The sequence below is a fragment of the Stenotrophomonas sp. YJH_SMC_54 genome, assembly GCF_059368435.1.
Map to the genome: position 1 here is coordinate 249774 of NZ_JCAFRS010000001.1, position 26767 is coordinate 276540.

Sequence of the window (26767 nt, forward strand, 5' to 3'; positions counted from 1 at the left end):
TCCTCCCCGAGGCGATGTGGGGGAGACAGTGTATCGGCTGCGCGGGAATCAGCGGGAGGAGGGCAACTGCTCCAGCGCATCCAGTGCCGGCAGCACCTGCCCGGCGATGGCGGCCAACGCATGTCCATCGGTCTCCGCGTGGCGCTGCACGATGTCGCGCAGCAGCTGGGTGGCGATCACCAGGGTCGCGCGTTCATCACCGCTGATGCCAGCGGTGCGTGGCGCCGCTTCCAGCAGGCGCATCAGGTCGCGGCTGGCGCGATGTTCCAGTTCGATGGTGCAGCGCCCGGTGCACTGCAACCCGTCCTTTTCGATGGGGGTCACCGAGATCCGGTAGCGGGTGGAGGGGCTGGCCATGAGGGGATGCTCGCCGTAGCTGTGGAGGATGTGCCCACCTTAGGCAAGGCCGTGCGCGGCGGCGATGGCCGGGGCTGCACGCAGTGTTCCACCCGGTACGTTCCAGGGCCTGCCCAGGCCGCGCCTGGCTAATGGCGACGGGCTTGAACGGGGATTTTCCAGTATGCGGCAACGCTGTGTTGCGGATGCCCCGGGGCGGCGCATCCACACGTGGCGTGGACCTGCTGCCGGGAACGTGCAAAAGAAAACGGGACGGCCAGAGCCGTCCCGTCGGAATCCGCGTTGGGGCGCGCGCTTACAGCGCGGCGTCCTTCAGCTTCTTCAGCGGACGCACCTTCAGCTTGGTGGTGGCCGGCTTGGCAGCGAACCACTGCTCTTCCTTGGTGAACGGGTTGATGCCCTTGCGCTTCGGCTTGGCCGGCACATTGACGGTGGTGATCTTCAGCAGGCCCGGCAGGGTGAAGGAGCCAGCGCCCTTCTTGTGCACCGAGGAGGCAACGGCGCTTTCCAGCGAGGCCAGCACAGCGCGGACGTCCTTGGCGACGACGCCGGAGGCTTCAGCGATGTGTGCAACCAGGCCGGACTTGGTCAGCACTTCCTTGATCGGCTTCGGAGCGGCCGGCTTGGCGGCTGCCTTCGTCGCGACTTTCTTCACTGCCTTCTTCGGGGCAGCCTTCTTAGCGGTCTTTGCCATGGTTTCCTGTTCCGTGAACGGTTGGTTGTTTGGTCGGCGCCGAACCCCGTCGGCAAGCGCAATGTAGGGCAACTCTTGGGCGCCGCCAATAGCCCGAAGCGCGGAAAGTGCATGTTTTTTCATATCCAGGCCGATTCAGTACATGGCGCGCCGTGGGGGACGGGGGTGTGGCAGCGCGCGCGACGGCCCACGCCCGCCCATCGGCGGAATGCGAGAAACCACTGAAAACAAGAGAAAAATGCGTTTCCGGCTGGTGAGAAAGTGTCCACGCGCCGGGTTCGGAAGGCGACCTGCGGCGTGCGGCGGAGCGACGCAGGGCTAACGCCTCCCGTGCGAGGGTGACCGTTCATCACCGTCACGCAGGAGCAGCACATGGGAATCTCGCGACACGCCACAGCGCACTGGGAAGGCGATCTGAAGTCGGGCAAGGGGCAGCTGAGCACGCCGCAGAGCGGGCTGCTGGACAAGACACGCTACGGCTTCAACAGCCGTTTCGGCGACGAAAAGGGCACCAATCCGGAAGAGCTCATCGCTGCTGCGCACGCCGGTTGCTTCACCATGGCGCTGTCGGCCAAGCTCGGCGAAGCCGGCTTTACCCCGACCTCGCTGGATACCGAAGCCAAGGTAGATCTGTCATTGGAGGGCGGCCCGCAGCTGTCGCAGATCCGGCTGAAGGTGAAGGCAGTGGTGCCGGGTATCGACGCGACGCAGTTCCGTGCGATTGCCGATGACGCCAAGCAGAACTGCCCGGTGTCCAAGGCGCTGAGCGCGGTGCCGATCAGCCTGGAAGCCGAGCTGGGCTGAGGGTAGTGCCGGCCGCTGGCCGGCAACCGCATGATCTCGAGGTCCAGGTAACAGCCGGCCAGCGTTATGGCGGCCTTCCTGGCCGCCACCCTCCGGGCCGTCGCGTCCGACGTTGGCAGCGGCTCCTGCCGCTGCCTTCGGCTCCACCTCGATGGTGTTTACCAATCGATGGTGCCGCTGATCACCGTCTGCACCTGCCCGCCAGACCAGACCTCGCCGTCCTGGTCGACCAGCAGGGTCAGGCGCGCGTCATGGCCGACTTCGCGGCCCTGGCTGACTTCAAACGGCGTCCGTCCACGCGGCAGCGCGTCACGCAGGTCCAGCCACGCGGCCAGCACCGCATTGGCCGCACCCGAGGCGGCGTCCTCGAAGCGGCGTCCATTGCCGACGAAGGCACGTACGGCCAGGTCGAAACCCTCGCTGCCATCGCTGAAGGCATAGGCGAACACGCCCATGCTGTCGGTGGATTCAGCCAGTGCGGCCACTGCATCCCAGTCTGGCTGCAGCGCGCGCAATGCGGCCTCGTCGGCCACCTGCACCACCCACCAGCTGCGGCCACCCTGCATGCGTGCCGGCGGCAGTGTGCCCAGCGGCCAGCCCTTCAGCGCGGCCTGCAGGCGAGGATCGGTGGCCTCGGCAGTCTCGGCCAGCTGCGCGCGCGGGGTGCGGATGGCGATGCGCTGCTGCGTACCCTCACCGCTGACGCGCAGCGGCAGCGCGCCGGCAATGCCGTCCTGCACCAGCACGCCGTCGACCGCTGCGGCCAGGCCCGCCTGCAGCACCGCATGCGCGGTGCCGACGCTGGGGTGGCCCGCGAACGGTACTTCCTTCTGCGGGCTGAACATGCGCAATCGATAGCTGGCGCCCGGCACCTGTGGCGGGAACACGAAGGTGGTTTCGGGCAGGCGCGTCCAGCGCGCGATGGCCTGCATGCTGGCGTCGTCCAGGCCCTCGGCATCGAGTACCACGGCCAGCGGATTGCCAGCGCCGGCGCGCGGGGAGAACACGTCCAGCTGCAGGAAACGGCGGGTGGTCATCAGGCGGCACTCCAGTAAACAGGCCGCATAGCGTAGCGCGGGGCACCAAAAAGGGGACGGAGGGAATTAAGTCGCTTTTGCCCCATGTGCCATAAGCGACTTAATTCCCTCCGTCCCCTTTTTTCCGTGGGCTACCAGCGGATGCTGCCGTCGATCACGCACTGCACCTGGCCGCCGATCCACACCGTGCCCTGCGCATCAACCTCGACCTGTACGCGACCATCGCGACCGACTTCGCGGCCCTGGCTGGCGACGTAGCGGCCCTCGCGGCCGGGCAGGGCATTGCGCTGGCGCAGCCAGGCACCGATCAGCGCATTGGCGCTGCCGGTCACTGGATCCTCGGGCACGGCGGCTGCATCAGCGGGGCAGAAGGCGCGCACCACCCGGGTGTGGTCGTCGCCGGCCTCGTCGGCGAACACGGCCACACCGGTCGCGTCGGTGGCGAGGCTCCAGTCGGCCAGCGTGGCCATGTCCGGCACAAGGTTGCGTACGGCGGCGGCATCGCGCAGCGGCAACAGCCACCAGCGTGCGCCGTTGTCCCACAGTTCGGGCACGTGCCCGCTGTCGGCCAGCGCCAGCAGCGCTTCGGGCGCTCCGTCGGCCGCTGTGTCCAGCCGCCGCGCCGGTGGGCTGGCCAGCTGGATCTGCAGTGCCTCGGCCGGGCCGCTCACCCGTACCGGCAGCAACCCCGCCGCGCATTGCTGCAGCAGGGCACCGTCGTGCGGGTGCGCCAGGCCGCAGGTCACCGCCGCCCAGGCGGCGCCGACGCTGGGGTGGCCGGCGAAGGCCAGCTCGCGGGTCGGGGTGAAGATGCGGATGTGGTAGTCGGCGCCCGGCGTGCTGGGGCGCAGGAAGAACACCGTCTCGGACAGGTTCAGCCAGGCGGCCAGGGCCTGCATCTGGCTGCTGGAGAGCCCGTCGGCGTCCAGGATGACGCCCAACGGGTTGCCGGTGCCGGGGCGGGGGGCGAAGACATCGAGCTGCAGGTAACGGAGGACGGCCATCTACGGGGATATTGCGCTTAGAATCAAAGGTTCCGCCCCCGAGGGCGGCTTCCCCACATTCTACATAGCCAATCCATGTCAGCTTCCCCCCTTGTCGATCGTTGGATCGTACTGAAGTTCGGCGGCACCTCGGTGTCGCGTCGTCACCGCTGGGACACGATCGGGAAGCTGGCGAAAAAACGCGCGGAAGAGACCGGCTCGCGCGTGCTGGTGGTGGTGTCGGCGCTGTCCGGGGTCACCAACGAACTGACCGCGATCGCCGATGGCGCGCCCGACAGCCGGGATCGCGTGGCGGCGCTGGTCGAACGCCACGAGGCCTTCCTGGTTGAACTCGGCCTGGGCCGCGAGGTGCTGGCCGATCGCCTGGCGGCGCTGCAGGGGCTGCTCGACGACGCGCGGGCGGCCACCCGTCCGCTCGACTGGCAGGCCGAAGTGCTGGGCCAGGGCGAGCTGCTGTCCTCCACCCTGGGTGCGGCCTACCTGCGCGCGTCGGGCCTGGACATGGGCTGGATGGATGCCCGCCAGTGGCTGGACGCGATGCCGCCGCAGCCGAACCAGAGCGACTGGTCGCAGCGCCTGTCGGTGAACTGCCAGTGGCGCGCCGACGCGGAATGGATGCAGCGCTTCCGTGCGCAGCCGACCCGCCTGCTGATCACCCAGGGCTTCATCTCGCGGCATGCCGATGGCGGTACCGCCATCCTCGGCCGCGGCGGCTCGGATACCTCGGCGGCGTACTTCGGTGCGTTGCTGGGTGCCAGCCGCGTGGAGATCTGGACCGATGTGCCGGGCATGTTCAGCGCCAATCCGAAGGATGTGCCGGACGCGCGCCTGCTGACCCGCCTGGACTATTACGAGGCGCAGGAAATCGCCACCACCGGCGCCAAGGTGCTGCACCCGCGCTCGATCAAGCCGTGCCGCGATGCCGGCGTACCGATGGCCATCCTCGATACCGAGCGCCCGGAACTGCCCGGCACCAGCATCGATGGCAGCGCCGCGCCGGTACCAGGGGTGAAGGCGATCAGCCGCCGCAACGGCATCGTGCTGGTGTCGATGGAAGGCATCGGCATGTGGCAGCAGGTCGGCTTCCTGGCCGATGTGTTCAATCTGTTCAAGAAGCACGGCCTGTCGGTGGACCTGATCGGTTCGGCCGAAACCAACGTCACCGTGTCGCTGGATCCGTCCGAGAACCTGGTCAATACCGATGTGCTGGCCGCGCTGTCGGCCGACCTGTCGCAGATCTGCAAGGTGAAGGTGATCGTGCCGTGTGCGGCGATCACTCTGGTTGGCCGTGGCATGCGTTCGCTGCTGCACAAGCTGTCGGACGTGTGGGCGACCTTCGGCCGCGAGCGCGTGCACATGATCTCGCAGTCGTCCAATGACCTGAACCTGACCTTCGTCATCGACGAGGCCGATGCCGATGGCCTGCTGCCGGTGCTGCACGCCGAGCTGATCGACAGCGGCGCGATGCCGGTGGAAGAGACCGAAGTATTCGGCCCGCGCTGGCGCGAGATCGCCGGCACCGTGCGCCCGCGTGGCACGCCGTGGTGGCGGGGCCAGCGTGCGCACCTGCTGCAGCTGGCCGATGCCGGTACGCCGCGCTACGTCTACCACCTGCCGACCGTGCGCGCCCGCGCCCGCGCGCTGGCCGCGATCAAGCCGATCGACCAGCGCTACTACGCGATCAAGGCCAACAGCCACCCGGCCATCCTGCAGCTGCTGGAAGCCGAGGGCTTCGGCCTGGAATGCGTGTCGCATGGCGAGCTGAAGCACGTGTTCCAGCACCTGCCGGAACTGTCGCCCAAGCGCGTGCTGTTCACCCCCAGCTTCTGCCCGCGCAGCGAATACGAAGCCGCATTCGCGTTGGGCGTGACGGTGACGGTCGACAACGTCGAGGCACTGCAGCGCTGGCCGGACCTGTTCCGCAACCGCGAGCTGTGGCTGCGCGTCGACCTGGGCCGTGGCGAAGGCCACCACGCCAAGGTCCGTACCGGTGGCAAGGAGTCCAAGTTCGGCCTGCCGATCGCCCGTGTCGACGAGTTCGTGCGCGCAGCCACCGATCTGGGCAGCCGCGTGGTCGGCCTGCATGCGCACCTGGGCAGCGGCGTAGAGACCGCGCAGCACTGGCGCCTGATGTGCGATGAGCTGGCCGGTTTCGCCCGCCGCATCGGCAGCGTGCAGACCATCGACATCGGCGGCGGCCTGCCGATTCCGTATTCCGCCGAGGACGAGCCGTTCGATCTGGATGCCTGGGCCGAGGGCCTGGCTGAGGTCAAGGCGCTGCATCCGGCGTTCCGCCTGGCGATCGAGCCGGGCCGCTACCTGGTGGCCGAATCCGGCGTGCTGCTGACCCACGCCACCCAGGTGGTGGAAAAGGACGGCGTGCGCCGCGTCGGCTTGGATGCCGGCATGAATGCATTGATGCGCCCGGCCCTGTACGACGCCTGGCACGACATCGAGAACCTCAGCCGCCAGGGTGGGTATGCCGAGGCGGCGTTCGATGTGGTCGGCCCGATCTGCGAGTCCAGCGACGTGTTCGGCAAGCGCCGCAAGCTGCCGGTGTCGACCGCGCCGGACGACGTGATGCTGATCGCCGATGCCGGCGCCTACGGCTATTCGATGGCCAACACCTACAACCAGCGGATGCTGCCGCGCGAAGACGTGATCGAATGATCGCCGCGCGCGCCCTGCACCCGCCCACCGACACGCCGCGCGCCATCGCGCGGGCCCGTGCCTGACCGGATACACCATGACTGCTTTCGACAAACACCAGGTTTCCCGCTTCCGCTTCGTCCGCTGCGAATTCGCCGCGGAGACCGGCGTGGCCAGGCTGGTCTATGCCTTTGATGACGGCCCGGAGATGGTGGAGACCATCACCGTGCCGGGCGCCCCGTTCGTGCTGGACGAGGCGCGTGCCGCCGCCGTGCAGCGTGCGCTGCAGCTGCTGCACCTGATCGCCGGTGTCAGCTACTACAAGGCGGGCGTGCCGGAGACGGTCAGCATCGACAGCTACAGCATCGATGCCGATACCGCCGCACTGGTGGAGACCATTTACCTCAACGGCCTGGGCGAATTCGCCTACCGCAATGGCCTGAACCTGCGCGGCCGCTTCCGGTTGCCGGTGCAGGGCGAGGCCATGCAGGCGCCGTCGCTGGGCCTGCAGCCGCACGCGCTGGTGGCCATCGGCGGCGGCAAGGATTCGCTGGTCAGCATCGAAGCGCTGCGCCGTGCCGGCGTGGACGAGACCGTGACCTGGATCGGTGGCTCGCAGCTGATCCGTGCGTGCGCCGAGCGCACCGGCCTGCCGACATTGAACCTGGGCCGCACGCTGGCACCTGAACTGTTCGAGTTGAATCGCCAGGGCGCATGGAACGGCCATATCCCGGTGACGGTGGTGAACTCGGCGATCATGGTGCTGGCCGCGTTGCTGCACGGCGTGGACCAGGTGGTGTTCTCCAACGAGCGCTCGGCCAGCTACGGCAGCCAGATTCCAGGCACCGGCGAAGTGAATCATCAGTGGTCCAAGGGCTGGGCCTGCGAGCAGGCGTTCGGCAGCCATGTGCAGAAGTACGTGGCGGCGGACCTGCAGTACTACTCGCTGCTGCGCCCGATGTCCGAGCTGGCGGTGGCCCGCCAGTTCGCCAAGAGTGACTTCTACGACGCGCATTTCTCCAGCTGCAACCGCAACTTCCACATCCTCGGCGAGCGCCCGGTGAACCGCTGGTGCGGCGTCTGCCCGAAGTGCCACTTCGTGTTCCTGGCGCTGGCCCCGTTCATGCCCAAGACGCGCCTGGTGCGCATCTTCGGCCGCAACCTGCTGGACGATGCCGAGCAGGCCGGTGGCTTCGATGCGCTGCTGGAATTCCAGGACCACAAGCCGTTCGAGTGCGTGGGCGAAGGCCGCGAATCGCGTGCGGCGATGGCGACCCTGGCGCAACGCCCGGAGTGGAAGGAAGACGTGCTGGTGAAGCGCTTCTGCAACGAGATCCAGCCGCAGCTGGATGCCGCCGAACTGGAACTGGCGCCGCTGCTGCAGCTGCAGGGCGAGCATCGCGTTCCGCCTGCGCTGTGGGAACGGGTGCGTGAAGATTTCGAAGCTTGAAGGAAAGCGCGTTGCGCTGTGGGGCTGGGGCCGTGAGGGCCGCGCCGCGTTTGCGGTGCTGCGTGAGCGCCTGCCCACGCTGCCGCTGAGCCTGTTCTGCCCGGCGGCTGAAGTCGAGGCCGCGCGTGCGGAAACGCAGGGCGTGCTGGACGTGCGTGGCGAGCCTTCTGCTGAAGCGCTGGCCGCGTTTGACGTGGTGATCAAGTCTCCCGGCATCAGCCCCTACCAGCCAATCGCGCTGGCGGCGGAAGGGCAGGGCACCCGCTTCATTGGTGGCACCGCGCTGTGGTTCGCCGAACACGCGGCCGACGATGGCATCGTGCACGACACCGTGTGCGTGACCGGTACCAAGGGCAAGAGCACCACCACCGCGCTGGTCGCGCACCTGCTGCGTGCCGCCGGCCACCGTACCGGCCTGGTAGGCAACATCGGCCTGCCGCTGCTGGAAGTGCTGGACCCGCAGCCCGCGCCTGAGTACTGGGCGGTGGAACTGTCCAGCTACCAGACCGGCGAAGTGGCACGCAGTGGCGCCCGCCCGCAGGTGGCGGTGGTGCTGAACCTGTTCCCGGAACACCTGGACTGGCACGGCAGCGAACAGCGTTACATCGAAGACAAGCTGCGGCTGGTGACTGAGGCCGCACCGCGCATCGCCGTGCTCAATGCCGCCGATCCGCACCTGGCCGCGCTGTCGCTGCCCGACAGCGAAGTGGTCTGGTTCAACCAGCCGCAGGGCTGGCACATGCGCGGCGACATCGTGCATCGCGGTGAGCAGGCCGTGTTTGATACCCGCAACACGCCGCTGCCGGGCCGCCACAACCGTGGCAACCTGTGCGCGGTGCTGGCCGCGCTGGAAGCGCTGGGGCTGGATGCCGCGGCGCTTGCGCCGGCGGTGCAGGACTTCCGTCCGCTGCCGAACCGTCTGCAGCGCATCGGCGTGGCCGATGGCCTGACCTACGTCAACGATTCGATCAGCACCACGCCGCATGCCAGCCTGGCCGCGCTGGAGTGCTTCGCCGGGCAGCGCATCGCGCTGCTGGTGGGCGGGCATGACCGTGGCCTGGACTGGACCGATTTCATGCAGCACATGGCGCACGACGTGCCGCCGGTGGAGATCGTGACCATGGGCAGCAACGGCCCGCGCATCCACGCCATGCTGCAGCCGCTGGCCGATGCCGGTCGCTTCGGTCTGCACGCTGCAGGTGATCTGCCCGAGGCGATGGCCTTGGCGCGCGCCGCGCTGGGGGGGCAGGGTGGGGTGGTGCTGCTGTCGCCGGGCGCACCGAGCTTTGGTGCGTACCGCGATTACGTGGCGCGTGGCCGTCATTTCGCCGAGCTGGCCGGATTCGACCCGGACAGCATCAGCGCGATTCCGGGGCTGGGCATCGCCTGAGGGGTCGGATCCCTCTCCGCAGGAAAGGGCTCTGACCCCAACGGGATTCTGGCCGGCAACCCTCCGGAGAAATTCATCCACGCATGGCGTGGATCTACTGCTCCTCGTCGATGAACGCGTAGCCGCCGTCGATCAATTGCTGCAGATACGCATCGAAGCTGGGCGCGATCACCGCATAGCTGTCCGGGTCGTGCAGGTAGCGCACCACCTGGCCGACGGTGCCGCCCGGTGCGGGGTTGAAATCCAGGTAAAGCATCGACGTGCCGCCGTTGTTCATGCAGTGCGAGAAGCACAGGCGGCGGTTCATCGGCAGATCCGCGTCGATGCCTTCACCCAGAATCTCCGGCTCGTCATCCAGCCACTCTTCGTAGATGGAACGGATGCTGTCGTCCCATTGCTGCTGGTCCTCGAAGATCTGCGCGACCGAGCGCAGGTAGTACGGATAGCCGCCGTCTTCCACGTCCGACCCGAGCATCAGCACGCAGACCCCGCCGCCGGGGTACTCGCGGAAGTGGGTGCCATCGACGCGGGACAACAGTTCCACCAGGCTGTCAGGCACCTGCGGCCATTGCATGCGCAGGCGCTGCAGGTCTTCTGCGCTGGCGCCCTGGACGTGAGCCCATTGCGGGGCATCGTCGGCGGGCAGGCGTGGGATCAGGCCAGACAGAAAGCGGTCAACAAGGTTCATGCGAAAAAGGGGACGGAGGGGATTAAGTCGTATCCAACCACACCTGCGTCACGTCGCCAATGCAGAATGCGACGCGGGAGGGGCGAATACGGCTTAATCCCCTCCGTCCCCTTTTTCTCGCGGAGCAGGCGCATGAACCGATGGCGTTGTGGTGTGGCGATGGTGCTCGGCCTGGCGGCGATGCCGGCGTGGGCGGCAATGAAGACGCAGCCGGTGGAGTGGAAACACCAGGGCACGACCTTCAGTGGCGTGCTGGTCTATGACGATGGCGACAACGACAAGCGTCCGGGCCTGGTGATGGTGCCGAACTGGAAGGGTGTGAACGAGTCGGCCATCGAGAAGGCCAAGCAGCTGGCGGGCGATGATTACGTGGTGCTGGTGGCCGATGTGTACGGCAAGGGCGTGCGGCCGAAGACCGATGCCGAGGCCGGGCCGGTGGCGACCAAGCTGCGCAACGACCGGCCGTTGCTGCGGGCACGTGCGCTGGAAGCGGTGAACGTGCTCAAGGCGCAGGCCGGCAAGGTGCCGCTCGATGCCAGCCGGATCGGTGCGGTGGGCTTCTGCTTTGGCGGCACCACGGTGCTGGAGCTGGCCCGTGCAGGTGCGCCGTTGGCCGGTGTGGTCAGCCTGCACGGCGGGCTGGGTTCACCGCTGCCGGCGCAGGCCGGTGGCAGTCACCCGTCGGTGCTGGTGCTCAACGGTGCCGACGACAGGAGCGTGACCGCCGAGGATATCGCCGGTTTCCAGAGGGAAATGAACGCGGCCAAGGTCGACTGGGAGTTCACCAACTACAGCGGGGCGGTGCACTGCTTCGCCGAGCGCGATGCCAACAGCCCGCCGGGGTGCCAGTACAACGAGCGGGCGGCCAAGCGCGCGTGGAAGGCGCTGGATGAGTTCTTCGAGGAGCGCTTCGAGAAACGTTGATCCGCGCAGCGGTAGTGCCGGCCGCTGGCCGGCAACCTCATGATGCTGCGGATGTCATCGGGAATGCCGGCCAGCGGCCGGCGCTACCGGATGCGGTCAATGCGAGCGTTTCCGTGCCGACCAACGGTCGGCACCCACCGGAATGCCGGTGGGTGGGTGCCGACCGTTGGTCGGCACACCTCAACCCGTCAATGCGAGCGCTGCACCGCGTAACGGGCCAGACCACGCAGGGCGGCCACGGCGTCGTTGTCAGCCAGACCATCGAGCGCACGCTCGGCGGCTTCGGCATATTCCTCGGCACGCGCGCGGCTGTACTCCAGGCCGCCGGTAGCACGGATCGCGGCCAGCACTTCCGGCATCGCCGAAGCGTCGCCGTCCTGCACGATGGTGCGCAGGCGCTCGCGGGTGGCGTCGTCGGAGTGGGCCATCGCGTGGATCAGCGGCAGCGTGGCCTTGCCCTCGGCGAGGTCGTCGCCCAGATTCTTGCCCAGTTCCTCGGCATTGGCCGAGTAGTCCAGCACGTCGTCGGCTATCTGGAACGCGTAGCCCAGGTGCATGCCGTAGTCGAACAAGGCCTGCTGGGTGGCTTCGTCCACGCCGCTGGCCAGCGCACCCAAGCGGGTGCCGGCGGCGAACAGCACCGCGGTCTTGCGCTCGATCACGCGCAGGTAGGCGGCTTCGTCGGTATCCGGGTTGTGCACGTGCAGCAGCTGCAGCACTTCACCCTCGGCGATGCGGTTGGTGGCATCGGCCAGGATCTGCATCACCGACATGCGCTCCAGCTCGACCATCAGCTGGAAGCTGCGCGAGTACAGGAAGTCGCCGACCAGCACGCTGGGCGCGTTGCCCCACAGCGCGTTGGCGGTGCTGCGGCCACGGCGCAGGCTGGATTCGTCCACCACGTCATCGTGCAGCAGGGTCGAGGTATGGATGAACTCGATGATCGCCGCCAACTGGTGGTGCTCCGGACCGGCCTGGCCGACCGCGTGGCCGGCCAGCATCACCAGCATCGGGCGCAGGCGCTTGCCGCCGGCGGAAATGATGTGGTCGGCGATCTGGTTGATCAGCACGACGTCCGAGGACAGGCGGCGCCGGATCAGGGCGTCGACGGCGGCCATGTCGGCCGCGGCAAGCGACTGGATCTGGGGCAGGCCCAGGGCGGGACGGGTGTCTTCGGTGATGGTCATGCGATCAGGCTTTCAGGCTCACCACCGATTATAGGCGCTGGCCGTGAATTCGGGCGCAAACGGGGCTGGCCGGCGTTCCCGGCCCCGCAAACGCTGCCGCCTGCGTGAATACGTATGCAGGTTGCGCCATGCCCGCGAGGCCGCCGCTAAGCTTGCCGGACAGGATTTCGGCCCGCTGCCGGCGGGTCCCGCATGCCCGGAGGGGGGCTGTCGATGTCGCACTATCCATGGTGGCGCGGAGCCGTCATCTACCAGATCTACCCGCGCAGCTACCTCGATGCCAACGGCGATGGCGTGGGCGACCTGCCGGGCATCATCCAGCGCCTGGACCATATTGCCGCGCTGGGCGTGGACGCGATCTGGATCTCGCCGTTCTTCAAGTCGCCGATGGCCGACTTCGGCTACGACATCGCCGACTATCGCGACGTCGACCCGCTGTTCGGCAGCCTGGACGACTTCGACCGTCTACTGGCCAAGGCGCACGACCTGGGCCTGAAGGTGATGATCGACCAGGTGTTGAGCCATACTTCGATCGAGCACGCCTGGTTCCGCGAGAGCCGCCAGGACCGCAGTAATCCGAAGGCCGACTGGTACGTCTGGGCCGACCCGCGCGAGGACGGCACCCCGCCCAACAACTGGCTGTCGCTGTTCGGCGGCGGCGCGTGGCAGTGGGAACCGCGCCGTGAGCAGTACTACCTGCACAACTTCCTGGTCGACCAGCCGGACCTGAACTTCCACAACCCGGACGTGCAGCAGGCCACCCTGGACAATGTGCGGTTCTGGCTGGACCGCGGCGTGGACGGCTTCCGCCTGGATGCGATCAACTTCTGCTTCCACGACGCGCAGCTGCGCGATAACCCGCCCAAGCCGGCGGACAAGCGGGTGGGCCGCGGCTTCAGTCCGGACAACCCGTACGCCTACCAGTACCACTTCTACAACAACACCCAACCGGAGAACCTGCCATTCCTGGAGCAGCTGCGCGCGCTGCTGGATGAGTATCCGGGCGCGGTGAGCCTGGGCGAGATCTCGTCGGAAGACTCGCTGGCCACCACCGCCGAGTACACCCAGGACGGCCGCCTGCACATGGGCTACAGCTTCGAGCTGCTGGTGGACGACTACAGCGCGGCCTACATCCGCGACACGGTCTCCCGGCTGGAAGCGGCGATGACCGAAGGCTGGCCGTGCTGGGCGGTTTCGAATCACGATGTGGAACGCGCGGTCAGCCGCTGGGGCGGCTATCCGGCCGATCCGCGCCTGGCGCGGATGCTGGTGGCGATGCTGTGCTCGCTGCGCGGCTCGGTGTGCCTGTACCAGGGCGAGGAGCTGGGCCTGGCCGAGGCCGAGGTGCCGTTCGAGGCGCTGCAGGACCCGTATGGCATCACCTTCTGGCCGAATTTCAAGGGCCGCGACGGTTGCCGCACCCCGCTGCCGTGGACCGACGCTCCGCTGGCTGGCTTTACCTCCGGCACGCCCTGGCTGCCGATCCCGGCCGAGCACCGGGCGGCGGCGGTGGCCGTGCAGGAGCGCGACCCGCACTCGGTCCTGGCGGCGTTCCGCGCCTTCCTGGCCTGGCGGCGTAGCCAGCCGGCGCTCCTGCATGGCAGCATCCGGTTCATCGAAAGCGCCGAGCCAGTGCTGCTGTTCGAGCGTATGCTTGCAGATGAAACCCTCCTGCTGGCCTTCAACCTGTCGGCCGAAGCGGTGAGCCATCCGCTGCCGCCGGGCAACTGGCAGCAGGTGGCGGTGCCGGGCCCGGATGCGGGCACGGTGCAGGGCAATGAACTCCAGCTGCCGCCGCGCGCGGTGTATTGCGCCCGACGCAGCTGACCGTTTTCTCCGGTGGCGGTACTTGCGGGGACGGGGCCGAAGCGCCCCGTCCCTTTTTTGTGGGTGGGATTGCGGTGAAGGGCATCCACGCAAAAGAAAACCCGCTGCCTGCGCAGCGGGTTTCCGGTCCTGCTCCCCTTGTGTTGCCGGCCAGCGGCCGGCACTACCCGGTCGTGGTCAGAACTTGTAGTTCACGCCCAGCATGTAGGTGCGGCCCCATTCGATGTACTCCAGCGGGCGGTCCTTGCTGCCGGCGTAGGTGCGGTACGGCTCGTTGGTCAGGTTGCTGCCCTGCAGCAGCAGGGTCAGCCCCCGCAGGGCGCTGCTGTCGCTGAAGGTGTAGCTGACCTGCGCATCGGTCACGTTTTCGCCCACCACGTAGCGCAGGCTGCGATTGCCGTTGAAATTGCCGATCTCACCGATGAAGTCCGAACGTCGGCGCTGGCTCACGCGTGCCTCAAAGCCGCTGCGCTCGTAATAGGCGGTGAAGTTGTACACGCGCTTGGACAGACCCGGCAGGCTGATCGGGTCACTGCCCACGCTGGACGCGCTTTCCGGATCCAGGATGGTGATGTCGCTCTTGTTGAAGGTCGCGCTGGCCTGCACGCCGAAGCCACGCAGGCTGTCGGTCAGCATGTCCAGCGGGAACGATGCGGTCAGCTCCAGGCCCTTCAGCGTGCCGCCCTTGCCGTTCTGCGGCGCGGAGAAGGTGCCGGTGGTCAGCACCGGTGCGGTCATGCCCGGCGGCGGTACGTAGCTGCCCAGCAGCGCGGTGAAGTCGTAGTTGTCCACCGACTGGGTGTAGACGTAGCTCTTCAGGTCCTTGTAGAAGATCGCGGCGGCCACGTAAGCCTTCTCGCCGAAGTACTTCTCGTAGGACAGGTCCAGTGCGGTGGCGCGCCACGGGTCCAGCAAAGGGTTGCCGCCACTGCCGCCGGGGCGGCCGGTGCCGGTGTCCACGCCGAACTCCAGGCCGGCACGCATCTGGTCCACGCGCGGCCGCGCAACCTGCTTGGCGGCGGCAAAGCGCAGCGTCTGCTGGTGCGGGAACATGAAGGCCAGGTTCAAGCTTGGCAGCCAGTCGTTGTACTTGCGGCCTGCGGAGTAGGGCTGGATGTTGCTGCCAGCCGGCTGCGAGCTGTCCCAGTAGCGCGAATCCGAGCTCTGGTCGGTGTGCTGCATCTGCACGCCGATGTTGCCGCGCACGCCGACCACGCCGATGTCGGTGTTGATGTTCAGGCGCGCCCACGCGGTGGTGATCTTTTCCTGCACCGTCCACGACTTGGGAATCAGGTAGTCCAGGTTGTCGACCGGGTTGAAGATCATGTAGCGACCGACCGCGGCCGGCACGTTCCAGGCCGGGATGGTGCCGAGGCCGGCGAAGCTCAGGTCGACCGGGCGGTACTGCAGGTCCGAGGCGATGTTGGCATCACCCTGTGCACCGAGCAGGATGTTGCCTTCGGACTGGGTCTTCACCTTGCGGCGGTCGGCATAGTTCACGCCGATGTCGAGGTCTGGCGCCCACGAGGCAATGGCCTCGGGCAGCGCAATCGTGGCGGCCAGCTTGCCGCCCTTCAGGCGGTCTTCCACCTGCGGCACCTTGCCGTAGCCGGAACCGTAGATGGTGTTGGTCAGGAACAGCGCGTCGGGATTGGAGTAGTTCAGGCCCGGGCTGATCTGCGAGAAGCCGTTCTGACGGATCGACACGCCGACCGTGTCCAGCTGAGGCATCGGGGTCAGCTGCAGGTTGTTTTCCAGGTTCAGCTCAGCGCGCGTGGCCTTGGAGTAGTTCAGGTCGGCGACCAGCTTGACGCCGCCGAAGTTGAACTCGTTGTTCCAGCCGAACGCATCGATCTTGTCCTTGCGCTTGTTGTACATGCCGCGCACCAGCGGATACACGCCGCTGGCGGTGCCGCCGGTGAACGAGCCGTTGGCGTTGATCTGCGGGTTGCTGACCAGCAGGCCCGGGGTGTAGTTGCCGTTGTAGTTGCTGAGGTTCAGCTCGAACTGGTTGGCGGTGTCGATCTGCTCGGCTTCGGTGTGGAACGCATCGAAGGTGCTGGTCCAGCTGTTGTTCGGACGGAACTGGATCGTGGCCATCACGCCGTCGCGCTTGTTGTTGCCGGTGCGGCGCAGCGCCTTGATGCCATCGGAGAAGTAGGTGCCGGCGCCCACGCCCGGGCGCTCGCCCTTGTCGGTGTGTTCGGTGGTCCACGGTTCGTACAGGCCGACCTGGTTCTCCTGGATCGGCATGTCGCTGTGCGCGTAGCCGATGGCAATGCCCAGGGTCTTGTCCAGGAACTGGTCGATGTAGCTGGCGCTGAAGCGGTTGCCATATGGATCGACGTTGGCGGCGCGGCCCAGCGAACTCTTCTGGTAGCGGCCGCTGACCGCGATCACGCGCTCGCCAAAGCTGAGCGGGCGTGCAGTCTGCATGTCGATGGTGCCCGACAGGCCCTGGCCGACCAGCGCCGCGTCCGGGGTCTTGTAGACGGTCACGCCGTTGACCAGTTCGGATGGGTACTGGTCGAACTCGACGCCGCGGTTGTCACCGGTGCTGACCACTTCGCGGCCGTTGAGCAGGGTGGTGGCGAAGTCCGGCGACAGGCCGCGCACGCTGATCACCTGCGCACGGCCGGCCACGCGCTGTGCGGCCAGGCCGGGCAGGCGCGAGATCGATTCGGCGATGCTGACGTCGGGCAGCTTGCCGATGTCTTCGGCGGAAATCGCCTCGACCACCGAGGTGGCGTCCTGCTTGATCGCGATCGCGTTCTCGATGCCGCGACGGATGCCGGTGACCTGCACCGTATCCAGGTTGGTGGCGGCGGTGGTGGCCGGCGTGGTGGTGCTCTGCGTGGACTGTGCCGACGCCAGCGTCGGCGCCAGGACAACGGCCAGCGCGATGCTCAGCGCGCTGCGCTTGTGGTTCAACATTTTCCCCTCCCAGGCAATGTTGCAGATCGATTCGTGAACGTCCCGGAGTGACCGTGGACGTGCGACGCGGTGGCCGCTGTCGTCGCCGCTATGGTAGGCAGCGCGTTCTTCGCGGGAATCACCCTGCATACGTATTCAATGGCGTTTGCAGGGGTGTAATCGCTTTCAGATCCTGCTTGCGGTGGTGCCGGCCAGCGGCCGGCAATCACGTTCACCGGCTTGCCGGCCAGCGGCCGGCACTACCGGGGCATTCACAGCGGCGTGAAGCGAACGGCCTGCCCACCGCCCGGTGCCAGCACCAGCGTCAGTGCATCGGCGCTGGTCACCTCGCGGGTTTCGCGCGCGAACGCGAACGGATTGCTGCGGAAATCGGCGCCTTCGCCATCGCGGTAGATCTCGGCGCGATAGCGCACGCCTGGCTCCAGGAAGCCCAGCGATACCGGCAGCACGCGGCCGTGTTCGTCGGTGATGCTGCCGAGGAACCAGTCGCGGCTGTTGCGGTCACGGCGCACGATCGTCACGTAGTCGCCCACTTCGCCATCGAGCACGCGGCTCTGCTCCCAGTCCACCGCCACGTCCTCGATGAAGCGGAATGCCTCGCGGCGCTGCAGGTAGTGCTCGGGCAGGTCGGCGGCCATCTGGATCGGGCTGTACAGCACCACGTACAGCGCCAGCTGGCGGGCCAACGTGCTGGGGATGGCCTGGCCGTGGCGGCCCTTCAGGCTGAGGATGCCGGGGGTGTAATCCATCGGCCCGGCCAGCATGCGGGTGAACACCAGGTTGACCTCGTGCTCCGGCGGGTTCGGCGGCTGGCCCCAGGCGTTGTACTCCATGCCGCGCGCGCCTTCGCGCGAGATCCAGTTGGGGTAGGTGCGGCGCAGGCCGGTGTCCTTGATCGGCTCATGCGGGTTCACCGACAGGTGCCGGCGCGCAGCCTCCTGCACCACCTTCAGGTGATGGCGGGCCATGAACTGCCCGTCGTGCCACTCGCGCCACAGCGGGCCCCCCGTGGGATTGCGGCGGTCGACCTGGCCATCGTCGCAGACGTAGCCGGTCTTGAACTGGTCCACGCCCAGCCGTGCGTACAGGTCCAGCGCGGCACCCAGCTGGTCCTCGTAGTGCTCGATGGCGCAGCCGGTTTCATGGTGGCCGATCAGGTGCACACCCTTTTTCAGGCCATATGCCGACAGCGCTTCAATGTCGAAATCGGGCGTGGCCCGGGTGAAATCGAAGTCGTAGCCGTTGCCCACCCACATGCCGTCCCAGCCCGGGTTCCAGCCCTCCACCAGCACGCCGCGGAAGCCATGCGCGGCGGCGAAGTCGATCACCTTCTTCGTCTTGGCGGTGGTGGCTGCATGCTTCGGCCCCGTGGCCCAGCTCTCGTTGTCCAGGTGCATCGACCACCACACGCCCACGTACTTGGCAGGCTTCACCCAGCTCACATCGCCCAGCGCATTGGGCTCGTTGAGGTTGAGGATCAGGTCCGATTCGACCAGGCCACCGGCGCGGTCGGCGATCTGCAGCGTGCGCCACGGCGTGGCGAAGGGCAGGGCACGACGCACCTTCCAGCCCTCGGCCGAGGGTGACAGCTGCGCGCGCAGGCGTTGCCCCTCGGTGCGCCGCAGCCACATGCCGGCGTAGTCCACCAGAGCGGCCTCGTGAATGGCCACATGCAGGCCATCGCGGCTGCGCACGGTCATCGGCGTATGCACCAGCGGCACCTCGCGCAGCGGCGTGCGCTGGTACAGATATTCGTAGTGGATCGGCTCGCCGGCGGGGATCCACCAAGCGGTGGATTCAGGTGCGATGGCGAACTCGGTCAGTTCGTCATCGATGATCGCCTCGTGCAGGTTCGGCTGTTCGGGGAATACATAGCGGAAGCCCAGGCCATCGTCGTAGGCGCGGAACACCACATCCAGCCGACGCTTGCTCCCGGTGGTTTCGGCCAGCTGCACGGTCAGCTCGTTGAAGTGGTTGCGGGTGAGCCGGCGCTCGCCCCACGGCTGCTCCCAGCTGTCGTCGACGCTGCGCCGCTGCTGGCCAAGCAGGGCGAAATCGCGGTCCAGGCGGCCGTCGCGCAGGGCGAAGCCGAGCTTCGAATCCTCCACCACGGGTTCGCCGAAACGCTCGACGCGGTAGCGGGCGGTGCCGCCGTCCAGCACGAGGCTGACCTTGAGCACCTTGCCGGGTGATTCGACGCTGGCGACCTGTGGCGCGGCCTGCGCCAGCGTGGCCACGCCCAACAGGGCCAGGCCGAACATGTGCGCGAACAGCGCGCGTACAACCGTGTGTGGCATCGGCATTTCCCCTCCCAAGGCGCCGTTGGCAGACCCGGACCATAAGCCAGCGCAGCAGGCGCGCTACCGCGTGGCGCCATGAATACGTATGCAGCTGGACGCAGCCGACAGCCCCGCGTCTACCATGGGGCCAAGGCACCTTGAGGGAGGGGCCGCGCCCGCCCGCCGGCAACGACGGTGCGGACCTACAACGCGTGCAGAGAGGGAGGGAGGCCGACGGGCGCAAGCCGGTCCGCCGCTTCGATGCTGAAGATCATTTGCCTGACCGCTGCCCTGGGGGCAGCGCTGGGATCGACCGCGCAGGCGGCCGACCTGCAATTCGACGGCCGCCATGCGCGCGCCGAAGCCGCTGCCAACGGCGGCTTTGTTCTGCATGCGCCGAAGGGCGCAGTGCAGATCGCAGCCGCACCGATGCGCAGCCAGACCGGCAGCGTGATGTTCGACGCGTTGTTCGCGCTGGCCCAGCAGGAGATGGACCAGGACCGCGTGGACGCGATCCGCGATCCCGCGTTCGACGAAGGCCGACCGGTGCCGTGCGAGTGTTTCCAGACCGGCGCGCGCTGGCCCTATGTGTGGACCCGCGATGTCAGCTTCGCCGCCGATCTGGCGCTGGCGCGGCTGGACCCGCGACGCACCCGGCAGTCGCTGCAGTTCAAGCTGTCGGCGGCGCGCGACGGGCACACGCCCGGCCTGTTCGTGGCGCAGGACACCGGTTCCGGTGGCAGCTGGCCGATCAGCAGCGATCGCGTGGTGTGGTTCCTGGCGGCACGTCATCTGCTGGAGGATCGCGCGTTTGCCGACCAGATCTGGCAGGCGCTGCAGGGCACGCTGGCGCAGGACCGCGCAATGGTGTTCGACGCGCAGGTGGGCCTGTACCGTGGCGAGACCTCCTTCCTGGACTGGCGCGAGCAGACCTATCCGGACTGGACCCGCGAGGACGTGCGCTTCATCGGTGATTCCTACGCATTGTCCACCAACGTGCTGCACTACCAGGCACTGCGCCTGGCCGAACGCCTGGCCGGCCAGCACGGCGACGCCCGCGCGGCCGACTACAAGGCGTGGGCCGATGCGTTGGCGCAGCAGATCGATGCGCGCTTCTGGCGCGAGGATATCGGCCAGTACATGAGCTACATCGGCGAAGCCGCGCACCCGGTGCCGTACGCCAAGGTCGATCTGCTGGGCCTGTCGCTGGGCATCCTCGCCGGGGTGCTGCCGCCCGAGCGCGCACGCCGTGCACTGGCTGCTTACCCGATGGGGCCAGCCGGCAGCCCCGTGGTCTGGCCGCAGGAAGCGCAGCAGCCGATCTACCACAACCGCGCGATCTGGCCGTTTGTCAGCGCCTACTCGCTGCGTGCGGCGCGGCAGCTGGACGATGCGCCGCGCATCGCCGCCGAGATCCGTTCGCTGATGCGGGGCGCCGCGCTGGCCGGTTCCAACATGGAGAACTACGAGCTGGTCAGCCAGGCCGTGCATGTCGAGGAAGGCGCGCTGAGCGGCCCGGTGGTCAACTCCGAACGCCAGCTGTGGTCGGTGGCCGGGTATCTGTCGATGGTGGTCGAAGGCGTGTTCGGCGTGCAGGACGATGGCCGCGTGCAGCCCAAGCTGCCGGCCGCGCTGGTGCCGGAACTGTTCGGCACGCAGCGCAGCATCAGCCTGGAAGTCACTGGCAAGCGCTATGTGCTGGAGCGTCCGCAGAGCGTGGGCGATGGCTTGCTGGTGGCGGGCAGGACCACCACGCGCGGCACGACCACCACGGTGCAGCTGGTGACTGCCCCGGCAGCAACAGGCTTCGCTGCCACGACTGCGGATGCCAACGCGCGTGCGCCCGCAACACCCGCGGCACCGCAGGCCCTGCGCAGGGGCACGGGTTGGAACGTTCCGGTGCAAGCCGGGCAGGTTCTGTGGAAGGACGGCAGGGCCGTCGTCGCCAGCAATGGCCAGGTGCAGATCAGCGACGATGGGCTGCAGCATTGCCTCAGCCTGACCCGACGCGAAGGCGCGTTGGAATCGCTGCACAGCCCAATGGTCTGCGTCGGTCCACAGCAGGTGCTGAAGGGTGCGCAGCGCTGGCAGTTCACCTCGGCCAAGGCCGGGCAGGTTCGCCTGCGCCTGCAATATCGAAACCCGAACGGGCCGATCAACACCGGCGTCACGGCTGCGGTCAAGCAGCTGGTGCTGCAGTGCCCGGGCCAGCCGTTGCAGCGGCATACGGTCACGCTGCCGCACAGCGTGGCCGTGCAGGACTCGACCTCGGCAACATTCACGGTGCCAAAGGGGCAATGCACGGTTGCGCTTGAAGAGGGCTTCAACATGAGCGCGCTTGAACATTTCGCGCACTACACCGGTGGCAAGGGCGGCCGCGAGGGCGTGCTCAACCAGGCCCAGGTGCAGGCGCTGACGGTGGCGCCGGTGGCGATGGAAGAGGGTGCACGATGAATCGTCCCGCCAAACCGCAGCTGTCGTTCTGGCAGATCTGGAACATGTGTTTCGGCTTCCTCGGCATCCAGTTCGGGTTCGCCCTGCAGAACGCCAACGCCAGCCGCATCTTCGAGACGCTGGGTGCGGACATCGACGCGGTACCCGGGCTGTGGATTGCCGCGCCGCTGACCGGCCTGCTGGTGCAACCGGTGATCGGTTACCTGTCCGACCGCACCTGGACCCGCTGGGGTCGTCGTCGTCCGTACTTCATGATCGGTGCGGTGTTGACCACGCTGGCGCTGCTGGTGATGCCGAACTCGCCGACGCTGTGGATCGCGGCCGGCACGCTGTGGGTGCTGGATGCCTCGATCAACGTATCGATGGAGCCGTTCCGTGCCTTTGTCGGCGACCAGCTGGCGCCACGCCAGCGTCCGGCCGGCTACGCGATGCAGAGCTTCTTCATCGGCGTGGGCGCCATCGTCGCCAGCTTCCTGCCATTCATCCTGGCCCACTTCGGCGTTGCCAACACCGCGGCCGCCGGGGAAGTGCCCGACACTGTGCGCTATGCGTTCTACTTCGGCGCGGTGGTGCTGCTCGCGGCGATCACTTGGACGGTGGTCAGCACCCGCGAATATTCACCAGCGGAGCTGGCCGGGTTCGATGATGCCGAGCCACCGGAACATCACGCGGCGGCCGCGATCAACGGCCCGGCTTCATGGACGCGGGTGACCCTGTGGCTTGGGTTGGGTGTGTTGCTGGCGCTGCTGATCACCTGGCGGCAAGGCGACAGGATGCTGTACGTGCTGGCCGGCCTGTGCGCCGGCTACGGCCTGCTGCTGGCGGCGGCGCGCGCGCTGCCGGCCACGCATATGCTGGCCGCCATCGTCGGCGACCTGCGCGCGATGCCGGTCACCATGCGCCGCCTGGCGTGGGTGCAGTTCTTCTCGTGGTTCGCGCTGTTCGCCATGTGGATCTACACCACCGCTGCGGTGGCCGGTACCCACTTCGGTTCGACCGATCCACAGTCGGCCGCCTACAACGAAGGTGCCAACTGGGTGGGCGTGCTGTTTGGCGCCTACAACGGCTTCGCTGCGCTGGCGGCGGTGCTGATTCCGCCGATGGTGCGTGCGATCGGCCTGCGCTGGAGCCACCTGGTCAACCTGTGGCTGGGCGGCGCTGGCCTGGTCTCGCTGATGTTCATCCGCGACCCGCACTGGCTGCTGCTGTCGATGGTGGGTGTGGGCTTTGCCTGGGCCTCGATCCTGTCGTTGCCGTATGCACTGCTGTCCGACAGCGTGCCGGCGTCGAAGATGGGTGTGTACATGGGCATCTTCAATTTCTTCATCGTGATTCCGCAGCTGGTGGCGGCCAGTGCGCTTGGCTTTGCCCTGCGCGCATGGCTGGGTGGCCAGCCGATGCATGTGCTGGTGCTGGGCGGCTGCAGCCTGTTCCTGGCCGGCCTGTGCGTGCTGCGGGTTCCGTCCCGTCCGGAGGTGGTGTGATGCGTGGTGTCCTGGCTGTTGCTGTTTCCCTTGCCCTGTTCGCCGGCCAGGCCGCGGCCGCGCCGCGCCCGGACTACGTCGGCACCACCGAGCCGTTCGCCAGCGATGCGGTGTATTTCGTGGTCACCGACCGCTTTGTCAACGGTGATCCGTCCAACGACCATCGTGACCAGGGTGGCGCGCACCGCACCTTCGATATCCCGGTGCCGTGCCCGGACAAGGTGGACGGCAACATCGGCTATCTCGGCGGCGACTTCCGTGGCGTGCTCGACAATGCGCAGTACATCCGCAACCTGGGCTTCGGTGCGGTGTGGATCACGCCCATCGTCGACAACCCGGACGAGGCCTTTACCGGCAGCAAGCCGATCAGCTGCACCAGCACGCTGACCGACCGCGGCAAGACCGGTTACCACGGCTACTGGGGCATCAATTTCTACAAGCTCGACGAGCACCTGCCGAGCAGAGACCTGGACTTCGCCGGGCTGACCAAGGGCCTGCACGGTGCTGGCTTGAAGGTGGTGCTGGATATCGTAGGCAACCACGGTTCGCCGGCCTGGACCATGCCGACACGGCAGCCGCAGTTCGGGCAGATCTTCGACAAGGACGGAAAACTGATTGCCGACCACCAGAACCTGCCGCCGCAGAAACTGGATCCGAAGCACAACCCGTTGCACGCGTTCTACAACAACATCGGTCCGGTCGACAGCAAGGACGGCTCGATCTTCGACGGCAACCTGGCCGAGCTGTCGGACTTCAACCAGGACAATCCGGCGGTGATGGACTACCTGGTCGGCGCCTACCTGCAGTGGACCGCGCAGGGCGTGGACGCGTTGCGCATCGACACCATCGGCTGGCTGCCGCACCCGTGGTGGCATGAATTCGTCAAGCGCATCCGCGCCGAGCATCCGGGCATGTTCATGTTCGGCGAAGCGTTCGACTACGATGCCGCGCGCATCGCCGAGCACACCTGGCCCGCCAACGCGAACGTGAGCGTGCTGGATTTCCCGTTGCGCGGCGCACTGGAGCAGAGCTTCGGCACCGCCAACAAGGGCTTCGAGACCCTGGCTGAGCCACTGCACCTGAGCGGTGGCCCGTATGCCAATCCGTACGAGCTGATGAGCTTCTACGACAACCACGACATGCCGCGCCTTCAGGCCAGTGACAACGGCTTCATCGATGCGCACAACTGGCTGTTCACCGCGCGCGGCATTCCGGTGGTCTATTACGGTTCGGAGACGGGCTTCATGCGTGGCCGTGCCGAGCATGCCGGCAATCGTGCGTACTTCGGCCAGCCGCGTGTGGATGCGGCGCCGAAGAGCCCGATCTTCGCGCCGCTGCAGCGTATCGCCAGGCTGCGCGAAGCCACCCCGGCGCTGCAGCGCGGCCTGCAGGTGAACGAGCGCCTGCAGGGCGATGAGGCGGTGTTCTTGCGCGTGCTGCAGCATGGCGAGGTGGCGCAGACCGCGCTGGTGCTGCTGAACAAGGGCGACAGGGCAAAGAGCTTCACTGTGTCGCGTTACGTCCAGGCGGGCCGCTGGCGCGATGCGCTGGACGGCGGTTCGTTGCAGGTGAACGGTCTGCTGAAGGCCGACGTGCCCGCGCACGGCGTGAAGGTCTATGTGCTGGACGCTGCCGTGCAGCAGCCGGCGCTGCAGGCCGAGCTGGACAAGGCGATGGCCGACCAGAAGGCGCGGGACCAGCGTCTGGGGCGGTAGTGCCGGCCGCTGGCCGGCAGCCCCGGATTCCGGGTACCTGCAGGTGCCGGCCAGTGGCCGGCACTACCGGGTTTGGCCGCATCCGGCACAATAGGCACCCCTCACGCCCCGCCGTATCGCCATGACCGACCTCGCCCCGCAGACCCCGATCGAAACCCTGCTGAAGGCGGCGATGGACGGGTCGGTGCCGATCCGCGCCTTCATGGAGGCCTTCGTCGCCTCCGAGGTGGTACTGCTGACCGGCAGCCTGGTGACCCCCGATGGCAGCGGCTTCGACCCGCTGCTGTTCGACAAGCAGGGCACCCTGCACGTGGCCGTGTTCACCGATCCGTCGCGGGTGGGCATCTACAGCCAGCAGGCCGAACACCAGATCCGCTGGCGGATGCTGGACGTGCTGCGCCGGGTGCCGGGTGGCTACGGCGTGGTGATCAACCCCGGTACCCCGCTGGGCTTCGAGATCTCGCCCAGCGGCGTTGGCGAGATCCTGAAGGACTTCGCCCAGGGCTGAGTTGCCGTCGCGCCATTTGTAGCGTCGAGCCATGCTCGACTGCCTTTCGCGCATGGCCTGATGTGTCGAGCATGGCTCGACGCTACAGAAGGCTTCCCTTCGGGCGCCGTCCATGATCCCCTTGGGTGACATCGGGATCGAGGCATTGCCATGGAATTCAGGGGACTACCCGCCGACGCACCGGAACGGCAGCAATTGGCCCAGTGGTACCACGCGGAATGGGGCCAGGACGCCGGCCTGACACTGGAACAGGAACTGCAGCGGCTCAATCCGCCACAGGATGCCGAAGGTTTCCCGCACCTGATCGCCGCATTCGATGACGGTCAGGTGGTTGGCGCAGTCCAGCTCAAGCGGCGGGAAATGCAGGCGTTCCCACAGTACGAACATTGGCTGGGCAGCGTGTTCGTGGCCGACAGCCATCGCGGGCGTGGGCTGGCTGGCGCGCTGGTGGAGCAAGCAGCGGCGCAGGCGGTGCGGATGGGGGTTTCCGATCTCTACCTGCAGACCGAGGCCCTGGACGGTGGGCTGTATGCGCGGCTGGGCTGGAAGCCGCTGCAGGAAGCCGACAACCGCAGCTATCGCGTGCTGGTGATGGTGCGCAGGTTGGCAGCATGAGCGTACCCACGGCACGCCATTCCCGCTCGGCCCTGATCTTCCTGATCGCGGCGATCGCTGCCGCGCTGGTGTCCATGCCCCTGCTGCGCGCGGTGGGCATGGTGCTATGGCCGGTGTTCGTCATTGCCTGGCTGATCAACCTGGGCGCGGCCTGGCATCTGGCCCAGTGGGCGCGCCAGCAGCGCCGTTCGGCATGGGCGTTCGGGTTGCCGGCGGCGCTCGGTACCGTCGCCTCGATCGTGGTCTTCGTGCTGCTGGCGTTGCTGGGGCCGAAGGCCAGGCCTCAGCCGGAAATCACCGGCTGAGTGCTTCGTTCCACTCGTTCCACAGGACACCGTCCACGGCGGTGAGCAGTGTCTGCTGGACCTCGATCAGCGTGTTCATCTCATCCAAAACCGCCTCCAGGTCGGTGATTGAGATCTCGAATCTGGCCGTGCACTGGCTCATGGCATGTACGTGTCCAGTGCCATGCGCTAGCTCGATGGCTTCCTGGAGGACATGGGGCGCGTCGTTGAGAGAGAGCCGCAGGCGAACGTCTTCATCGCCCGTAATGAGAACACTGTTCCCACCCAGCTCCAATTCGAGCTCAAGACCACAGTCGGCCAATACCTCGGCTGCCCAGTTCAGTGATGCGGAGATTCCGTGTGCGGCGAAGTAGATATGGCTGGATGTCATCGCGGCCTCTCGAAGGTTCACGGAGAGTATCGCTTGCCTTGAAATGGAATCTGGTGGTGTCCCTGCATCTCTGGCCAATCAGGACTTTAAAT

The 26767-nt window shown here is 67.3% G+C and carries 21 protein-coding genes; 12 read left to right on the forward strand and 9 right to left on the reverse strand.

What is annotated here, in order from left to right:
• Window positions 1-48 precede the first annotated feature (48 nt).
• Both AC5P5S_RS01340 and AC5P5S_RS01345 read right to left on the reverse strand, forming a co-directional pair.
• Window positions 49-357, reverse strand: a complete 309-nt coding sequence (locus AC5P5S_RS01340; protein ID WP_005408441.1) for a DUF3861 family protein — start codon at window positions 355-357, stop codon at window positions 49-51.
• 295 nt (window positions 358-652) lie between these two features.
• Window positions 653-1051: an HU family DNA-binding protein gene (locus AC5P5S_RS01345; RefSeq protein ID WP_005408442.1), complete on the reverse strand. Its 399-nt coding sequence runs from the start codon at window positions 1049-1051 to the stop codon at window positions 653-655.
• A gap of 372 nt (window positions 1052-1423) precedes the next feature.
• Between AC5P5S_RS01345 and AC5P5S_RS01350 the strand changes: the two genes are divergently transcribed.
• A complete protein-coding gene (locus AC5P5S_RS01350) occupies window positions 1424-1855 on the forward strand; it encodes an OsmC family protein (RefSeq protein ID WP_005408443.1) in 432 nt (143 codons plus the stop codon).
• Window positions 1856-2013: 158 nt separating this feature from the next.
• On the opposite strand, the gene AC5P5S_RS01355 is transcribed toward AC5P5S_RS01350, so the two are convergent.
• Window positions 2014-2892, reverse strand: a complete 879-nt coding sequence (locus tag AC5P5S_RS01355; RefSeq protein ID WP_059033448.1) for a PhzF family phenazine biosynthesis protein — start codon at window positions 2890-2892, stop codon at window positions 2014-2016.
• Window positions 2893-3023: 131 nt separating this feature from the next.
• A complete protein-coding gene (locus tag AC5P5S_RS01360) occupies window positions 3024-3896 on the reverse strand; it encodes a PhzF family phenazine biosynthesis protein (RefSeq protein WP_062606653.1) in 873 nt (290 codons plus the stop codon).
• A 75-nt stretch (window positions 3897-3971) separates the two neighbouring features.
• On the opposite strand from AC5P5S_RS01360, the gene AC5P5S_RS01365 reads away from it, so the two are divergent.
• From AC5P5S_RS01365 to murD, 3 genes are all read left to right on the forward strand, one after another.
• Window positions 3972-6566 (forward strand): bifunctional aspartate kinase/diaminopimelate decarboxylase, encoded by a 2595-nt coding sequence (locus tag AC5P5S_RS01365; protein ID WP_062606656.1) that lies wholly within the window; start codon window positions 3972-3974, stop codon window positions 6564-6566.
• Window positions 6567-6642: 76 nt separating this feature from the next.
• Complete coding sequence (gene murL, locus AC5P5S_RS01370) at window positions 6643-7995, forward strand: UDP-N-acetyl-alpha-D-muramoyl-L-alanyl-L-glutamate epimerase (RefSeq protein ID WP_062606658.1); 1353 nt, start codon at window positions 6643-6645, stop codon at window positions 7993-7995.
• Window positions 7976-9385, forward strand: coding sequence for a UDP-N-acetylmuramoyl-L-alanine--D-glutamate ligase (murD, locus tag AC5P5S_RS01375; RefSeq protein WP_062606660.1), 1410 nt, complete (start codon window positions 7976-7978; stop codon window positions 9383-9385). The genes murL and murD overlap by 20 nt, the downstream gene beginning before the upstream one ends.
• A gap of 94 nt (window positions 9386-9479) precedes the next feature.
• Here murD and AC5P5S_RS01380 read toward each other — a convergent pair whose 3' ends face one another.
• Window positions 9480-10073, reverse strand: a complete 594-nt coding sequence (locus AC5P5S_RS01380) for an SMI1/KNR4 family protein (protein WP_012479376.1) — start codon at window positions 10071-10073, stop codon at window positions 9480-9482.
• 132 nt (window positions 10074-10205) lie between these two features.
• On the opposite strand from AC5P5S_RS01380, the gene AC5P5S_RS01385 reads away from it, so the two are divergent.
• Window positions 10206-10997 carry a dienelactone hydrolase family protein gene (locus tag AC5P5S_RS01385; protein ID WP_099474286.1) on the forward strand — a complete coding sequence of 264 codons (792 nt, stop codon included), beginning with the start codon at window positions 10206-10208 and terminating at the stop codon, window positions 10995-10997.
• A gap of 188 nt (window positions 10998-11185) precedes the next feature.
• Here the strand turns inward: AC5P5S_RS01385 and AC5P5S_RS01390 are convergent, their stop codons facing one another.
• Window positions 11186-12184: a polyprenyl synthetase family protein gene (locus AC5P5S_RS01390; RefSeq protein ID WP_049397514.1), complete on the reverse strand. Its 999-nt coding sequence runs from the start codon at window positions 12182-12184 to the stop codon at window positions 11186-11188.
• A 213-nt stretch (window positions 12185-12397) separates the two neighbouring features.
• On the opposite strand from AC5P5S_RS01390, the gene AC5P5S_RS01395 reads away from it, so the two are divergent.
• The gene (locus AC5P5S_RS01395) at window positions 12398-14011 is read left to right on the forward strand and encodes an alpha-glucosidase (protein WP_005408452.1); all 1614 of its coding nucleotides are present in this window, start codon (window positions 12398-12400) and stop codon (window positions 14009-14011) included.
• Window positions 14012-14188: 177 nt separating this feature from the next.
• Here AC5P5S_RS01395 and AC5P5S_RS01400 read toward each other — a convergent pair whose 3' ends face one another.
• Both AC5P5S_RS01400 and AC5P5S_RS01405 read right to left on the reverse strand, forming a co-directional pair.
• Window positions 14189-16945: a TonB-dependent receptor gene (locus AC5P5S_RS01400; protein ID WP_062606852.1), complete on the reverse strand. Its 2757-nt coding sequence runs from the start codon at window positions 16943-16945 to the stop codon at window positions 14189-14191.
• Between the two features lie 251 nt (window positions 16946-17196).
• Window positions 17197-19248: a glycoside hydrolase family 97 protein gene (locus tag AC5P5S_RS01405; protein ID WP_062606664.1), complete on the reverse strand. Its 2052-nt coding sequence runs from the start codon at window positions 19246-19248 to the stop codon at window positions 17197-17199.
• A 237-nt stretch (window positions 19249-19485) separates the two neighbouring features.
• On the opposite strand from AC5P5S_RS01405, the gene AC5P5S_RS01410 reads away from it, so the two are divergent.
• The 6 genes from AC5P5S_RS01410 to AC5P5S_RS01435 all read left to right on the forward strand — a co-directional run bounded on the left by AC5P5S_RS01410 (window position 19486) and on the right by AC5P5S_RS01435 (window position 26305).
• Window positions 19486-21678 (forward strand): MGH1-like glycoside hydrolase domain-containing protein, encoded by a 2193-nt coding sequence (locus tag AC5P5S_RS01410; RefSeq protein ID WP_060380876.1) that lies wholly within the window; start codon window positions 19486-19488, stop codon window positions 21676-21678.
• Entirely contained in the window at window positions 21675-23162 is a 1488-nt protein-coding gene (locus AC5P5S_RS01415) for an MFS transporter (RefSeq protein ID WP_012479383.1), read from the forward strand. Before AC5P5S_RS01410 ends, AC5P5S_RS01415 begins: the two co-directional genes overlap by 4 nt.
• Window positions 23162-24877, forward strand: a complete 1716-nt coding sequence (locus tag AC5P5S_RS01420; protein ID WP_062606666.1) for an alpha-amylase family glycosyl hydrolase — start codon at window positions 23162-23164, stop codon at window positions 24875-24877. Before AC5P5S_RS01415 ends, AC5P5S_RS01420 begins: the two co-directional genes overlap by 1 nt.
• Before the next feature lie 121 nt (window positions 24878-24998).
• Complete coding sequence (locus AC5P5S_RS01425) at window positions 24999-25385, forward strand: SseB family protein (RefSeq protein WP_062606668.1); 387 nt, start codon at window positions 24999-25001, stop codon at window positions 25383-25385.
• A gap of 150 nt (window positions 25386-25535) precedes the next feature.
• Entirely contained in the window at window positions 25536-26000 is a 465-nt protein-coding gene (locus tag AC5P5S_RS01430; RefSeq protein ID WP_062606669.1) for a GNAT family N-acetyltransferase, read from the forward strand.
• Complete coding sequence (locus AC5P5S_RS01435; RefSeq protein WP_062606671.1) at window positions 25997-26305, forward strand: hypothetical protein; 309 nt, start codon at window positions 25997-25999, stop codon at window positions 26303-26305. The genes AC5P5S_RS01430 and AC5P5S_RS01435 overlap by 4 nt, the downstream gene beginning before the upstream one ends.
• Here the strand turns inward: AC5P5S_RS01435 and AC5P5S_RS01440 are convergent.
• Complete coding sequence (locus AC5P5S_RS01440) at window positions 26295-26675, reverse strand: hypothetical protein (protein ID WP_062606672.1); 381 nt, start codon at window positions 26673-26675, stop codon at window positions 26295-26297. The genes AC5P5S_RS01435 and AC5P5S_RS01440 overlap by 11 nt on opposite strands.
• Window positions 26676-26767: the final 92 nt, after the last annotated feature.

Excerpts from the sequence above, each read along its gene's own strand:
- AC5P5S_RS01340 (WP_005408441.1), bottom strand. The coding sequence starts at position 357 with ATGGCCAGCCCCTCCACCCGCTACCGGATCTCGGTGACCCCCATCGAA.
- AC5P5S_RS01345 (WP_005408442.1), bottom strand. The coding sequence starts at position 1,051 with ATGGCAAAGACCGCTAAGAAGGCTGCCCCGAAGAAGGCAGTGAAGAAA.
- AC5P5S_RS01350 (WP_005408443.1), top strand. The coding sequence starts at position 1,424 with ATGGGAATCTCGCGACACGCCACAGCGCACTGGGAAGGCGATCTGAAG.
- AC5P5S_RS01355 (WP_059033448.1), bottom strand. The coding sequence starts at position 2,892 with ATGACCACCCGCCGTTTCCTGCAGCTGGACGTGTTCTCCCCGCGCGCC.
- AC5P5S_RS01360 (WP_062606653.1), bottom strand. The coding sequence starts at position 3,896 with ATGGCCGTCCTCCGTTACCTGCAGCTCGATGTCTTCGCCCCCCGCCCC.
- AC5P5S_RS01365 (WP_062606656.1), top strand. The coding sequence starts at position 3,972 with ATGTCAGCTTCCCCCCTTGTCGATCGTTGGATCGTACTGAAGTTCGGC.
- murL (WP_062606658.1), top strand. The coding sequence starts at position 6,643 with ATGACTGCTTTCGACAAACACCAGGTTTCCCGCTTCCGCTTCGTCCGC.
- AC5P5S_RS01380 (WP_012479376.1), bottom strand. The coding sequence starts at position 10,073 with ATGAACCTTGTTGACCGCTTTCTGTCTGGCCTGATCCCACGCCTGCCC.
- AC5P5S_RS01385 (WP_099474286.1), top strand. The coding sequence starts at position 10,206 with ATGAACCGATGGCGTTGTGGTGTGGCGATGGTGCTCGGCCTGGCGGCG.
- AC5P5S_RS01390 (WP_049397514.1), bottom strand. The coding sequence starts at position 12,184 with ATGACCATCACCGAAGACACCCGTCCCGCCCTGGGCCTGCCCCAGATC.
- AC5P5S_RS01395 (WP_005408452.1), top strand. The coding sequence starts at position 12,398 with ATGTCGCACTATCCATGGTGGCGCGGAGCCGTCATCTACCAGATCTAC.
- AC5P5S_RS01400 (WP_062606852.1), bottom strand. The coding sequence starts at position 16,945 with ATGTTGAACCACAAGCGCAGCGCGCTGAGCATCGCGCTGGCCGTTGTC.
- AC5P5S_RS01405 (WP_062606664.1), bottom strand. The coding sequence starts at position 19,248 with ATGCCGATGCCACACACGGTTGTACGCGCGCTGTTCGCGCACATGTTC.
- AC5P5S_RS01410 (WP_060380876.1), top strand. The coding sequence starts at position 19,486 with ATGCTGAAGATCATTTGCCTGACCGCTGCCCTGGGGGCAGCGCTGGGA.
- AC5P5S_RS01415 (WP_012479383.1), top strand. The coding sequence starts at position 21,675 with ATGAATCGTCCCGCCAAACCGCAGCTGTCGTTCTGGCAGATCTGGAAC.
- AC5P5S_RS01420 (WP_062606666.1), top strand. The coding sequence starts at position 23,162 with ATGCGTGGTGTCCTGGCTGTTGCTGTTTCCCTTGCCCTGTTCGCCGGC.
- AC5P5S_RS01425 (WP_062606668.1), top strand. The coding sequence starts at position 24,999 with ATGACCGACCTCGCCCCGCAGACCCCGATCGAAACCCTGCTGAAGGCG.
- AC5P5S_RS01430 (WP_062606669.1), top strand. The coding sequence starts at position 25,536 with ATGGAATTCAGGGGACTACCCGCCGACGCACCGGAACGGCAGCAATTG.
- AC5P5S_RS01435 (WP_062606671.1), top strand. The coding sequence starts at position 25,997 with ATGAGCGTACCCACGGCACGCCATTCCCGCTCGGCCCTGATCTTCCTG.
- AC5P5S_RS01440 (WP_062606672.1), bottom strand. The coding sequence starts at position 26,675 with ATGACATCCAGCCATATCTACTTCGCCGCACACGGAATCTCCGCATCA.